Below are 13,461 nucleotides of genomic sequence, written 5' to 3'. Positions count from 1 at the left end.
CTAAGGTTAAAAATGTTTTGGCAAATCTTTACTTCCATGAAGCACCCTTACTATTCTAATATGATTTTCCATAATCCTATAGAAAATAGTATGTTCTTGTTCCGAAATACTAAACAAACCACGTTTTAATTCATTGCGTTTACGTCCTAATTCTGGATTTAATACTAATTGTTCAAAAACCATATCTAAATCCATAAGATATTTTACTGCTTGATTAAAGCCATGATTATATTCAGTATAATTAAAAATAGCTTCAAGATCAAAATCTGATTCCGCAGATAATTTGTAATCTTTTATTTTTTTAAACATTTAGCCGACTTTATTGCTTCGCTTGCTTGCAATAATATCTTTTACATTTCGGTTACTTGTTGCCCCAGACCATCCTTTTTCAATTTCAGCTTTTAAATCTGTAATCACTCGGTGCCTATATACTTCATGTAATCGTAAAGCGTCACGAACTAATTCGCTTGCATTTTGAAAATCGCCAGACTCAATTTGTTCTGCAATATATGCTTGTTGCTTTTTTGTTAAACTTACGTTCATTGCTATATAATTTATACATCAAATATAAAGGTTATGTCCGTATTTAGCAAATATGGATATTAAAAAACATGATACACATGTGGCAACGCATATTTTAACGCTATGGAATGATAGTAAACATGATAAGGTTTAAGATATAATTTGTGAGATTCCTGCCTGCGCAGGAATTTATTCATTCTCGTCACTCAACTTTATAACCTCATCAATCATAATATCGCGTTGGTTATAAACCTCCTCGAAGGCACCAGACCCAAAAAGTTGGTCGGCAAGTGTAGCTTTAATATACTGTTTAACCTCATCGTGGTAAGCCACAAAGGTAATTTTAGAATCGGTACGTAGGTTTAAGTAATCTTGAAAAGCGAATACTAAATCGTCTCCAATTTCAAACGAATCAATAAAATCTTGTCTCAACACATTATCATAAAGGTGTCTGTCTTTTTCTAACTCTTCAAAAACAAAATTGCCAAAAAACCCTCGACGCTGTAAAAATGATAAGGTTTCGTTTTGCATACTTTTATCAATAGGCACAAAAACATCTGGAATAATACCACCGCCGCCGTACACAATCTTGCCTTTTGGTGTGGTAAATTTTAACGAATCGTCTACTTTAATATTTTCGGCTTCCAGTAGTTCGCCACTATCTAAACGCTCAAAATACTCATCGTAATAATCTTTATTACCATGGTCGTATGGCCTTTGTATAGACCTTCCCGTTGGTGTATAATAACGCGACACGGTTAAACGCACCGCACTACCATCGCCTAAATCCATTTCGCGCTGCACTAAACCCTTGCCGTAAGAGCGTCGACCAACAATAGTACCTTTGTCGTTATCTTGTAGTGCACCAGCAACAATTTCGCTAGCAGATGCAGAGTTTTCATCAATTAACACATACACCTTACCATCTTCAAAATCGCCTTTACTGGTTGCAAAACTCTCCTCAATATCACCACGCTTATTCTTGGTAAACAAAATAAGCTTATCATCCTCTAGAAACTCATCTACAATTTTTTCGGCAATACCCAAAAAGCCACCAGGGTTATTGCGTAAATCTAAAGCAATTTCGGTAGCACCAAGAGCCTCTAATTTCTCGATACCGGCTTTAAATTCTTTATACGTAGATTCTGCAAAACGATTAATTTTTATATAGCCTAATTTTTCGGTTAGCATATAAGCAGCATCCACACTTTTAATAGGTATTTCGCCTCTTTTAATGGTAAACTCTAGTAATTCTGGCTCGCCACGTCGGTACACTTTAAGTTTAACCTTAGAGTTTTTTGCACCTTTTAATTTTTTAATAATTTCGCCATCGGCAATATTTTTACCGTATAACGAGTCGCCATCGGCCATAACAATTCTGTCGCCACCTAAAATACCCGCTTTAGCACTTGGTCCGTTTTCAATAGCACGAATAACAGCAATGGTATCTTTATAAGTGTAAAAACTAACACCAATACCAACAAAATCGCCTTTCATTTCTTCGGCTACACGAGCCATATCCTCTTTTGGAATATATACCGAATGCGGATCTAAATTTTCTAGAATTCCATTAACCGTAACATCTACTATGCTATCGGTATTAATATCATCTACATAGTCGTATTCAATATAATCAATAAGCCTATTTAGCTTGTCTTTTTTGCTATTTGTAGAAAACAACCTATCGGACGAGTCGTTAAAATCTAACTTTCCGCCTATAAAAATGCCTGCCGCAATAGCAACACCAATAATTAATGGTAAATATTTTTTTTGATTCGACATTATGCTTTTAAATCTTCTATTTGCTCTATTTCTATACCTGCTTTTGCTAAAAACTGCAATCCAGAATCGTCCTTATAAGCCTCATGATACACTACTTTTACCACACCAGCCTGATGGATTAATTTACTGCATTCCTTACAGGGCGACATAGTTATATAAAGCGTCGCACCTTTGGCCGATTGTGTGGATGCCGCAACCTTTAAAATAGCATTAGCCTCGGCATGTAAAACGTACCATTTTGTGTAACCCTCATCGTCCTCACAAAAATTCTCGAAACCCGATGGTGTACCGTTGTAACCATCAGAAATTATCATTCTATCTTTAACTATTATGGCACCAACCTGCCTGCGCTTGCAATACGATAATTTACCCCACTCTTGTGCAATTCTTAAATAAGCCTTATCGTACTTAAGTTGTTTATTATTTGGCATTAATTTTAATTATTTGGGCGTTACCTTTTACTTTTATAAAACGCCATAAAATTAAACTTTTTAGGTTAGTAAAAGGTCAGGCTATCCGCTATATCTTTTTTATGGTTCTCGATATATTTCTATTTTAAAAAAAACTCGAAATACTCGAACTAACATAAAAAAGGATGCCGCTTCTATCCTTAACGCAGTATGTATAACGAATATAGTTAGTATGTGTTTTATTTACAATGCCATAGCGTTAAAGTTTTACGAAAGTTTATTATTTAATTTATTAAAATGAGCTTAAGTTATAAATTAAACAGCATTGAAATACTTTATCATAAAAATTATATTTACAGCATAACAACGATAAAAACTTACTATATCTAGATTTATTTACGGTTTATAGAATATAATAGTAACTTTATGAGGTGTTGTGGGTAATTTAAGAAAGATGAGGCATTCCAGTTCCAGTTTCAACAAAACTCTTTAAACTTTGAGTTACAAATCTTTCCCAAGCAGGAAAACAAATCTCATAACAGTTTAACTCGGGAACTAATCCATTATGTGCGAAATTTAGAATTGTTGAGTTTTGACCATTATCTTCCAAAACCCATTCAACAAAAGTTCCTTCCCACTCTTTTTCAATTCCTTCATAACCATTGTGAATATGTTTAGCCTCAGTACACTTCCATACTATTTTTCTATTAGGTTCAAATTCGGAGATTTTAAACTTCCAATAAGTACTATCAAAACTTGTTGTGAATTCATCACCAACTGAAGAAACTGAATTATCTGTATTTCCCCACCATTTTTGGACGTGTTGTGAAATAGCATTGAATACTTGTTGTGTAGTTCCATTAATCGAAACCATTGTTGTGTAAGACATAATTTAATTTTAAAATATTAATAGTGCTTGCGAATTACAAGTACAAATATATGAAAGTACTTTTATTTTACAAGTGCATTTTTATATATTTGCATATGAAACAGATTGAAAGAAGGTCGGACTGTCCAATTAGCTTATCGCTTGACATTTTTGGAGACAAATGGACTTTACTAATTTTAAGAGATTTTATTTTCTTTAACAACAGACACTTTAACGAGTTAGTAACAGTTGAAAAAATATCTACAAATATTCTTGCTGACCGATTAAATAAACTACTTGAAAATGATATTGTAAAAAAAGAAGTTGATAGGAATAATAAATCTTCATATCTGTATTCGTTAACAGAAAAAGGAATTGATTTAATTCCGATTGTTATTGAAATTTATAAATGGGGAGCAAACAATATTGACGGAAATAATGCTAATAGTGAATTTAAAAATGAAGTGAATTCTAATTTTAATAAAGTGACATCGGAAATAGTTGACCGAATAAAAACTACCCACAACATTATATAAAAATAATGCGTAGTTTAGTGCTTAATCAAAGGTTAGTGCGCTTTTGCTAGCTTCTGATTTTCCTGCGGAAAATCCTCGCACACAAAACCGCACTATTCTTATACGTAACCGTGGCAGTCATTCCCCGTACAAAATCTTCCGCTTATGCTTTACAGTCGAAGAATTTTACAAGAACTAAAATTTAGTAGATTTGACATGCGTTGCAATGCATATAAAAATATGCTTTCAGCTAAAAACAAACCAAATATGAAAAAGATTTTTCTCACCATAATTTTAATTCTTGCTACAAATACGGTTTCCGTTTGTCAAACTTCTAACGAAACTCAATTTGATAAATGGGTTGGAAGCTGGAGTTGTGCGCCTTATGCGGCAGGCTCAAAAAACACACCTCCCGCTCCCTTTCTAGCAAATAATACTTTACGCCAAGTGGTAAGAGTATCAATTGGCGGAGACACTTTACGCATTAAGCTTAACAACAAAACATGCGCAACACCTGTTACCATGAACGCTGTAAATATTGCAGTTTCAGAAGGTGGTAGCACTATTAATGCGGCCACAATTACCCCTCTTAAATTCAATGGAAGTTCGTCTATAACAATCGATCCTTTTTCTTCAGTTATTTCAGATGCTATTGCATTTCCTTTAACCCCAAGTATGCGTGTAGCAATAACCATTTATTATGGTGAAGCAGCATCTTCAGCAGACATTACTAGTCATGTAGCATCTAGAACCGATTCGTATATTCTTAAAGGCGACCACTCTTCTTCAGCTTCTTTTAGTGGAGCAACAATAACTGAGCACTGGTTTCACATTAACACAATAGACGTTTTAGGTCCTGACTCTGCAAGTTGTGTAGGTGTACTTGGAAACTCTATAACCGATGGTTTTGGATTACACGGTGGTTTACAAAATCGCTGGACAGATTTTTTTTCTGAACAGTTGTTAAATGATACTCGCACCAAGAATGTTGGGGTTTTAAACTTAGGCATAGGAGGTTCCTTAATAAGAAATTCTGGAATTAACCGCTACAAGGACGATCTATTAGCGCAATCTGGTTTGCGCTATATTATTATTTTTTATGGCACCAACGATATTTATTCTAATGCCTCTGCAAATTCTATTGTTGATGCATACAAAACAATCATTAAAGATGCCCATGCAAAAAACATTAAAGTTTATGGTGCTACAATAACACCTTTTAAAGGCAGTGGCCATTATTCGGCAGCTCATGAAGTTGTTCGAAATGAAGTAAATGCTTGGATTAGGACACCAGGAAATTTTGATGTCTGCATCGATTTCGACAAAGCCATACGTGACCCGAATGACACAGAAAAGCTCTTGGAAAAATATTCGAATGATTGGTTGCACCCTAATGTTGATGGCTATGTCCTTTTAGGTAAATCGGTGGACTTAGACTTATTTACGGGAATTGAGTAAAACAAACTTATTTCACCTGATTTCCTTTGTAAAATCTCAGCATACAAAACCTTTAAAAACAAATGAAAAAAGCATTCAAATTGATATTCGTTTTAATTATTACCGTTTCGTGTAATAACAAACCTATTGAAACATTTGAATTATCAATTACAGACCACAATTATTCCCTTGCATATTCTATTCTCTATATCCTCTCAAACAATAATCTGACTATAACATTTCAAGGAGACTTGAAAAATGAAAAAGATAGTGTTCTCTTCTCCACAACCAAATTACCACAAAACAAAATCCGACAATTATCCAACATAAATATTGACAACCTTAATGTTATGTACTCCAACAGTTGTATTGAAGACGGAGATATTAAATCATTCCGATTTACTAAAAATGGAAAATCTAAACATGTAAGTCTACAAAACTATTATCATAAAGAGTTAAGTCCTGCCATTGAAATAATAAATAAAATTGTACCAGAAAAGTTTAAAATGCATTATAACAAAACAGGGCTGATAAAAGACATGAAGGCTTGTGGCGAATTTCAAATAATTAAAAGTTACGAAGCTTACAATACAGAAAATTAAAAACGTTTTACCCTATTTCCCTAAAACAAACAAGCATAGACCTAAGCCTTTTCTTTTGGTTTATACATTACTATAATTTGAATTAAAATAGCTAAAAACACTAGTATGTAAATCTCAATTTGGGTAAACAATTCTACGGTATCTAGCGCGCGTTTACTAATAGACATTTGCCTGCTACCTTCATTAAGTTGGATTTTAGATAAATCGTCTAGGTTAGCTTTTAAATTTTCAATATGTCCAATAACTGGTGCTTTATTAGTGAAATTAGAATTTAAAAATTGATTTTCGGCAGCTACCAACCCCTCAATATTACTTTTTAAATCTTTAAATACGTTGGCCTCTTTTAAGGTTAATTTGGTGTCTTCGAATCTAGACACTAAAGCTTTTAAGTTAATGTTAACCTTCGCATTTTTACTTTTAAAAAAAGTAGAGTCTAATACCAACACCGCTAACTCTTTTTGGTGAACCGACTTTGCCATTTCAAAAATTAAATCGTTAGCAATTAACCTATCTTCATAAATGGTAACCACAGCATCTCGAACGCGAACAAAATTATTCTTGTCAATTAAATTGGTAGCAATGATTAAAACAAAAATCATTAAAATTCCGAGTATCCACTTTATTTTATTGTAAAAGGCCATATTAATAGGTTTTTAAGGTCTAAAACGATTAACAAATATATAAAAAACGGTGCATAATGTGCGGGGCGTTTACTAACTAGAAAACACCTGTTTTTGGTTAATTTAATAACAAATGACAGTTGAAGCATTAAAATCTAACATTCTGTGGTTGGCTATATTTTGCGCTACCTTTTTTAAGGTAAAAATTAAATAAACTTATTTAAAGAAGGACTGGATTTGAGTTTAAACCAAAAGTACACAAAGCAACCCGCGTTAGGGATTGAACGGCATGTTTGAGCTCCCCGACCTTAGGAGGGAGCGAGTAGTGAAAGCCCGACCCTGGTGGTAACGCCCAAGAAAATTATCGTATTACAGGGTTTTTAAATAAGAACGGGTTACTTTAAAAAATCGCTGTTTAAAATCATTGGGATAACCAAACCTACTACAATGGCAGATATTACCATGATCCAATCGCGTTTTGAAAACCTGAATATAGTTTGCACAATATAGCCTAAAAAGAGCACTAGAAATACAATTATTATTTGTGCTATTTCTATACCTAAAGCAAATTCTAGAAGTAAAACAAGCTTATTATCGCTATCGCCTAACAGCATTTGAAATTCGCGCGCAAAGCCCAATCCGTGTATTAATCCAAAAAACAGGGTGGATAAAAATAGTACGCCTACTTTTTCGCGTTGTGCACCTTTACCCGATGTAAATACGTTAAATAGCGCAACAACCATAATAGTTATGGGTATAAGAAACTCTACAACGCTAGCATTTACTCGTACTACATTATAAGCCGATAATACAAGCGATAGCGTATGGCCAAGTGTAAACATGGATACGAGTAGAAATACCCGCTTCCAGTCCTTAAACATATACGGCACTGTTAATACGATAAGGAATAAAACGTGATCGTAGGCATTTATATCTAGTACATGGTTTATACCGTACTCTACATTAAACCAAAAATTTTGAAACATACTAATTAGGATTTAGGGTGAACACTTTGTATAACTTTAAAACAGTACTTATAGCTACTTTATTGCTTTTGGGATGCAGTAGGTAATTAAACTTTTTTTTAAGGTTAACTTAGTGTTTTCAAATATACAAATAAAGAAAAGTGAATGCCAAAAATTAAATACAGGTTTACTTAAGTGTTTTTACTTTCTATTTTGTTTATTAATTTATATTTGTAGAATACTTAAATAAAGCCTAATGCGTATTAAAACTCTTGCCCTTTTATGTTTTTTGTTGTCATTTTCTGGTTGTAAAAAAGCTCCAGAGGAAACTGTAAACGAACACGTTGAACAAAACAAAACGCACGACATAACAGAGCAAGACGTAAAGAAAATAAAGTATATTGATTATATTTTAGACTCTAAAACTGAAGATGCCATTAAAGATTGGCAAGAGTATAAACAGTTAGAAACGCTTGTTGCAAACATAAAAAAAGCCGATTTAACTTATTTTACCGAAGATAAAAAAGTGCTTTTACTGCTTTTAAGAGAATTAAAACAAAATCTTCCTGATGCTTTAAAAGCTGAATCTATAAACTCTAGAATTTTAGTTATGGAAACCCAATTGCTTAAACTTGAAAGTCTTTATAGCCTTAGTACTACAAGCAAAGCGGAACTTATTGCTGGTATTAAAGAGTTTTTAATAGCGTTTTCTAATTTAAACTTTCAAATGAATAAAAAGGTGGAATTTGACTCGCGTGTTATTGAAAAACCTTAGTTTTATTTAAGCTTGCTTATACGCTCTTTTTTAAACGCTAGTGTTGCACTTCTTTATAAAAACATCTACCTAAAAACTGCTATTTTACTTAAAATTAAAAGTTTAGCCATTCTATTTTAACGGTTTTAAAGGACACTCTAGTGGTGCAATTTTAGGATTTCTAAAAAATAATATCTATATTTAGAGTTACTAAAATCTATAACTATGGCAATAAAGAGTTTTCAAGGGGCTAGAAGACAACAAAACAATACGACCGATGATATTCCTTTTTCGGTAAGTGATTATATGACTAAAGATTTAATAACATTTACTCCAGACCAAACCGTGGAGAGTGTTATGCAATCTTTAATTACTAATAGAATTTCTGGTGGACCTGTAATTAACGATAAGCATGAATTGATTGGTATAATTTCTGAAACAGATTGTATTAAACAAATTAGTGAAAGCCGTTATTACAATATGCCTATGCAGGATGCAACCATTGAAAAATACGTAACCAAAGATGTAGATACTATTGATGGAAACATGAATATATTTGATGCTGCAAGCAAGTTTGTGCAAACACACAGACGTCGTTTTCCAATTGTAGAAAACGGTAAATTAGTAGGGCAAATAAGCCAAAAAGATGTACTTAAAGCTGCTATGCAGTTAAAAGGACAAAACTGGAAATAACGTGTTTTAAAACATTTTATATAAAATTAAAATCGCCTTTTGGGGCGATTTTTTTATTTCTTAACTCTGGTAAACCAAGGCCATTTTTATAGCCTGCCGGCTTTGGGTTTTTGCGCTGAAGGGCTATCGGTAATTAAAATTTTATCCTTACCGTTGGCTCTTATTGCTGCTATATTGGAGTAGTTATAGTCTTTTACAGGATTATCTAACTTTTCCCAGGTTACATAACCCGCAACGACAATGCGCTCGCCAACCTCCACTATAGATTCTTTGTAGCGCAACTGCCTTTTAAAACCAAATAGCGTATCGCTTTTAATGTTGTAAGATTGCAATACCGCCTCAAACTCTGGTGTAAGTTCTTTAAACAAACCAGAACTTGCCGTTTTATCGGTTACTAAATAATCGTAATAATTTTTAGGGTTTGTAGTTGGCAACACCACCAAACGTTCTCCGGTTTTCTCGATAAAAAAATCCTGAATTTTTTCTTCGTTAATAATTGTTTTCCATCTAGAGTTTTTACCAGAACGCACTTTTTTTTGTATTACCATTTTATAAAACACGCATTTTCGTTTACTTAATGGTGCTATTAATGGCACATCAATTTGCAATGCTTTGCCTTCAATTTTAGAGTATGTTTTGGTTTTTAAACTACCTATACGTTGATTGGGCAAGTTTTTTAAACGTCTTAAAATTATGGTTTTAGGACTATAGTAATATATTAAATAAGCCAGTATGCTAAAAAGGGTAACAGCAATAATAACAATATAAAGTGCACTCATATTTTAAATTAAAAAGATTTATTATTACACGTATTAGTAATACTTTAACTAAGAATGTTACATAGCCTTACTCCCGTTTTACAAGGGCATAAAAATCGCCATCCAAGGGTAAATACCCTTGATCGTAAACAAAGTAATAAATAGTGCCTGCCTTGGTAGTGTAAATACTGGTAAAGTAATTAAAATCGAATCCGTTTTGAATTAATTTAGTTCTTGTTGTTTTGGTTTTTTGTTTAGGGTTTAAGGTCTCTAAAATTCTCCAATTTTTTCGCAATCGGTTATTTATATTTCTAATTAAATTTTTAGAGTCCTTATTAATCGTGTTGTTATAGGCGTTTCTGCAATAATCGCTACAGAATTTTTTATCACTTCTGCCCACTAATTTCTCACTACATTCTAAACAAACTTTAGTCATAATAATTAATTTATATAAATATATGCATTTTAAATTAAAATTTTAATTTACAAACTCCTCAAGTATAACAAGTTAATAAAACAATTTAAACGACTACAAACGTTTACAAACGAACACAAACATTTACCAACCGATTAAAAGTTTAAAACCGATTCATCTTTGCAGTGTCGAAACATAAGAACTCGATAGTATTAACTGTTTAACACGTAAATTTAAAATTATGAGCACACTTAGAAACAAAGTACAGTTGATTGGCAACTTAGGAAACGATCCTGAAATCATCAATCTAGAATCAGGAAAAACATTAGCTAAATTTAATATTGCTACAAATGAAAGCTACACCAACAATAAAGGTGAAAAAATAACAGACACACAGTGGCATAATATTGTTGCCTGGGGAAAGACTGCACAAATTATTGAAAAGTATATTACTAAGGGTAAAGAAGTTGCTATTGAAGGCAAATTAACCTCTAGAACGTATGATGATAAAGATGGTAATAAACGCTACATCACAGAAATTGTATGTAACGAATTACTAATGTTAGGGAAGTAATTAAACCAAATGGGCTGTATAAAAGCAGCCCATTTCATTAAAAACACCGACGAACTACACATTTTATAGATTAAATACACTATTTAAGGTCTAAATCATAGAAATTCACGTAAATATTAACTATGTTTGACTCATATTTCCCCAAATATGAAACGCTTACTTATAGTTATCTACATTTTTAGTTTTGGTCTATTAGCCCAAAACGATGTTTATGATATTCAAGAAAGTACAGGTGAGTTATATGAATATGCTGAATTTGCAAATGCTGAAAAATTGGATTTTAGTATTTCTGAAATTATCGAGAACTCAGAATTGCAATACAGCAAACTTGAAACGGACAATCATAGTATTGGTTTTACTTCAGATAATTACTGGGTACGTTTTAAACTTAAAAACAGCTCCACAACAGCCAACACCTATTACCTAAAAACTGCAAGACCTATTACAGATCATGTCAATTTATACCAAATTAGCCAAGGTAATACGCAGCATTTTTTAAATGGTGATAATATTGATTTTAGCCAAAAACAAGTACAACACAGATCTACCATATTCAAATTAACGTTACCACCAAACGACATACAACACATTTACATTAATTATAAAAGTGATGGCGAAACTATAAATTTACCGCTCATTTTAAATGATGAATCTTCGTTTTGGATGGTAAATTACAATCAACAATTATTCCTTGGGTTGTTTTATGGCTTACTGTTTTTAGCAGGAATAATCTATTTGTTTTTTTACACCAGTTTAAAAGAATTGGCATTTTTCTATTATGGCCTATATGTGTTTTCTATTGCTTTAATGCAAGCCTCACTAGATGGTTTAATACACCAATATATATTACAAGATGCTGGTTTTTTAAACAGTAATTCTGTATTAATAGCCGGTTTACTTTCTAATTTATTTTTTCTAAAATATTGCGAACACTTTTTAAGAATTAAAAACACTTTTAAAGGTTTAATGACAACTTTTAATGTGCTTTACGGATTAATAGCCTTAATATTTTTATTCTTATTTATTAATAAAAGCACAATAGAAATTGCATATCCTTTAACCAACTTATCGGCCTTAATTACCTTAATTGTTATATTAACTACTATAACAACCATGCGCGTAAAAGGTTTTAAAGTAGATCCGTTTTTTTCCATCGGAATTATTTTCCTTGTAGTAGGTATGTTAGGTTTTGTAATGAACAATTTAAGTTTGTTACCTAATAACTTTTTCACTTTAAATAGCGCCAAATTTGGCTCGGGATTCGAGGTTATTTTCTTGTCGTTATCCATGACCAACTTAATTAAACAACTTCGCTTAGAGAAAGATAAATCGAGAGAAGAAGCTTTACTAAAATCTCAAGAAATAAGTGCTTTAAAAACGTATTTCATGTCTAACATGAGTCATGAGTTGCGTACTCCCATTAATGCTATTATGGGCGTTGCGGAAAACGAGTTAGAATTTCAAAAGGACAAAAAAAGTAGAGAACCGTATCAAATAATTAAAAATGCGTCACTTAGCTTATTAAGTAATGTTAATGATATTATAGATTTTGAAAAAATTGAAAACAAAGCTTTAACGTTAAACTTTCAAACATTTAACCCATCCATAAAACTAAATCAAATTAGTAGCAACTGGAAAGCTGAAGCTCTAAAAAAAGGATTAAACTACACTTTTGAGATGGATTCCGAAATACCTGCTAATATTAATGCAGACCCAGATCGATTTGTTCAAATAATAAACAATGTACTATCCAATGCTATTAAATTTACTGATAAAGGCGATGTGTTTTTCAAACTTAAATGTTTAAAACAACCTAACGATATATGCCGTTTTTCATTCCAAATTTCCGATACTGGAATTGGTATTGACAAAACAAACAAAAACGAAGTGTTTGATAGTTTTAACCAAATGAAACTAAACCACAAAAGGGAATTTGGAGGTATAGGTTTAGGATTAACTATTGTAAAACATATTGTTGAATTATTTAACGGCAGCATTACCATTGAAAGCGAACCAGATAAAGGTACCGATGTCTTTATAGATTTAAACTTAAAATATAGCATTGAACAAAAAACAACTCCAGCAACGAGCAAACAAAACGAAACACCATTACACATTTTGGTTGTAGAGGATAACAAGCTTAACCAAATGGTAATGAAAAAGATTTTAAGCACCAATTCTCAAATAACTTTTGCCATTGCTAATAACGGTCAAGAAGCTATTGAAGCCTTAAAAAAGGATGTTTACGACATTATTTTAATGGATTTACAAATGCCAATAATGGATGGCTATGAAGCAACTCAAATTATAAGAAGTGGCGAATTAGGAAATACCATACACACCACACCTATTATTGCCGTAACTGCCGATGCTATGGAAGCAACCAAAAAACGTGTTTTAGATTTAGGCATGAATGCTTACATGACCAAGCCTATAAATAAAACGCTACTTTTCGAAAACATAAATGCTTGCAATTTTAATAAGCAGAATGATAAGGACGACGACGACGACAAGTCCATGAATTTACAAATTGCCTAAGCGCAAAA

At 32.4% G+C, this 13,461-nt stretch carries 16 protein-coding genes; 7 read left to right on the top strand and 9 right to left on the bottom strand.

The genetic code is table 11. From position 1 onward, the window contains the following. Positions 1 to 6: 6 nt before the first annotated feature. The 5 genes from HNQ90_RS02180 to HNQ90_RS02160 form a co-directional block, all read right to left on the bottom strand. Positions 7 to 309 (bottom strand): type II toxin-antitoxin system RelE/ParE family toxin, encoded by a 303-nt coding sequence (locus HNQ90_RS02180; RefSeq protein ID WP_144115010.1) that lies wholly within the window; start codon positions 307 to 309, stop codon positions 7 to 9. Further along, a complete protein-coding gene (locus HNQ90_RS02175; protein WP_144115009.1) occupies positions 310 to 543 on the bottom strand; it encodes a type II toxin-antitoxin system ParD family antitoxin in 234 nt (77 codons plus the stop codon). A gap of 168 nt (positions 544 to 711) precedes the next feature. Beyond that, the gene (locus tag HNQ90_RS02170; RefSeq protein WP_144115008.1) at positions 712 to 2,304 is read right to left on the bottom strand and encodes a S41 family peptidase; all 1,593 of its coding nucleotides are present in this window, start codon (positions 2,302 to 2,304) and stop codon (positions 712 to 714) included. Beyond that, positions 2,304 to 2,735 (bottom strand): deoxycytidylate deaminase, encoded by a 432-nt coding sequence (locus tag HNQ90_RS02165; RefSeq protein WP_144115007.1) that lies wholly within the window; start codon positions 2,733 to 2,735, stop codon positions 2,304 to 2,306. The genes HNQ90_RS02170 and HNQ90_RS02165 overlap by 1 nt, the downstream gene beginning before the upstream one ends. Positions 2,736 to 3,159: 424 nt before the next feature. Next, complete coding sequence (locus HNQ90_RS02160; RefSeq protein WP_144115006.1) at positions 3,160 to 3,603, bottom strand: SRPBCC family protein; 444 nt, start codon at positions 3,601 to 3,603, stop codon at positions 3,160 to 3,162. 95 nt (positions 3,604 to 3,698) lie between these two features. On the opposite strand from HNQ90_RS02160, the gene HNQ90_RS02155 reads away from it, so the two are divergent. From HNQ90_RS02155 to HNQ90_RS02145, 3 genes are all read left to right on the top strand, one after another. Continuing rightward, positions 3,699 to 4,118, top strand: a complete 420-nt coding sequence (locus tag HNQ90_RS02155; protein WP_172625803.1) for a winged helix-turn-helix transcriptional regulator — start codon at positions 3,699 to 3,701, stop codon at positions 4,116 to 4,118. Positions 4,119 to 4,364: 246 nt separating this feature from the next. Further along, positions 4,365 to 5,555, top strand: coding sequence for a GDSL-type esterase/lipase family protein (locus HNQ90_RS02150; protein ID WP_172625802.1), 1,191 nt, complete (start codon positions 4,365 to 4,367; stop codon positions 5,553 to 5,555). 62 nt (positions 5,556 to 5,617) lie between these two features. Next, positions 5,618 to 6,136, top strand: coding sequence for a hypothetical protein (locus HNQ90_RS02145; protein ID WP_144115003.1), 519 nt, complete (start codon positions 5,618 to 5,620; stop codon positions 6,134 to 6,136). A gap of 41 nt (positions 6,137 to 6,177) precedes the next feature. Here the strand turns inward: HNQ90_RS02145 and HNQ90_RS02140 are convergent, their stop codons facing one another. Together HNQ90_RS02140 and HNQ90_RS02135 are read right to left on the bottom strand one after the other, a co-directional pair. After that, a complete protein-coding gene (locus HNQ90_RS02140) occupies positions 6,178 to 6,777 on the bottom strand; it encodes an MCP four helix bundle domain-containing protein (RefSeq protein WP_144115002.1) in 600 nt (199 codons plus the stop codon). Between the two features lie 374 nt (positions 6,778 to 7,151). Continuing rightward, on the bottom strand, positions 7,152 to 7,742 hold the full coding sequence (locus tag HNQ90_RS02135; protein ID WP_092853883.1) for a HupE/UreJ family protein: 591 nt from the start codon (positions 7,740 to 7,742) through the stop codon (positions 7,152 to 7,154). Between the two features lie 235 nt (positions 7,743 to 7,977). Between HNQ90_RS02135 and HNQ90_RS02130 the strand changes: the two genes are divergently transcribed. Then, positions 7,978 to 8,496, top strand: coding sequence for a hypothetical protein (locus HNQ90_RS02130; RefSeq protein ID WP_144115001.1), 519 nt, complete (start codon positions 7,978 to 7,980; stop codon positions 8,494 to 8,496). Between the two features lie 204 nt (positions 8,497 to 8,700). Beyond that, positions 8,701 to 9,168, top strand: a complete 468-nt coding sequence (locus HNQ90_RS02125) for a CBS domain-containing protein (protein ID WP_092853879.1) — start codon at positions 8,701 to 8,703, stop codon at positions 9,166 to 9,168. Positions 9,169 to 9,254: 86 nt separating this feature from the next. Here the strand turns inward: HNQ90_RS02125 and HNQ90_RS02120 are convergent, their stop codons facing one another. After that, positions 9,255 to 9,947 (bottom strand): hypothetical protein, encoded by a 693-nt coding sequence (locus HNQ90_RS02120; RefSeq protein WP_144115000.1) that lies wholly within the window; start codon positions 9,945 to 9,947, stop codon positions 9,255 to 9,257. 67 nt (positions 9,948 to 10,014) lie between these two features. Further along, the gene (locus HNQ90_RS02115) at positions 10,015 to 10,362 is read right to left on the bottom strand and encodes a hypothetical protein (RefSeq protein WP_092853875.1); all 348 of its coding nucleotides are present in this window, start codon (positions 10,360 to 10,362) and stop codon (positions 10,015 to 10,017) included. Between the two features lie 220 nt (positions 10,363 to 10,582). Between HNQ90_RS02115 and HNQ90_RS02110 the strand changes: the two genes are divergently transcribed. Further along, positions 10,583 to 10,915 (top strand): single-stranded DNA-binding protein, encoded by a 333-nt coding sequence (locus tag HNQ90_RS02110; RefSeq protein WP_144114999.1) that lies wholly within the window; start codon positions 10,583 to 10,585, stop codon positions 10,913 to 10,915. Positions 10,916 to 11,062: 147 nt separating this feature from the next. Further along, the gene (locus HNQ90_RS02105) at positions 11,063 to 13,453 is read left to right on the top strand and encodes a hybrid sensor histidine kinase/response regulator (RefSeq protein ID WP_144114998.1); all 2,391 of its coding nucleotides are present in this window, start codon (positions 11,063 to 11,065) and stop codon (positions 13,451 to 13,453) included. The last annotated feature ends 8 nt before the right edge of the window (positions 13,454 to 13,461 follow it).

Origin of the sequence: Algibacter amylolyticus (assembly GCF_014202225.1) — a bacterium.
GTDB lineage: Bacteria > Bacteroidota > Bacteroidia > Flavobacteriales > Flavobacteriaceae > Algibacter_B > Algibacter_B amylolyticus.
This window is presented reverse-complemented; position numbering and strand designations above follow the sequence as displayed.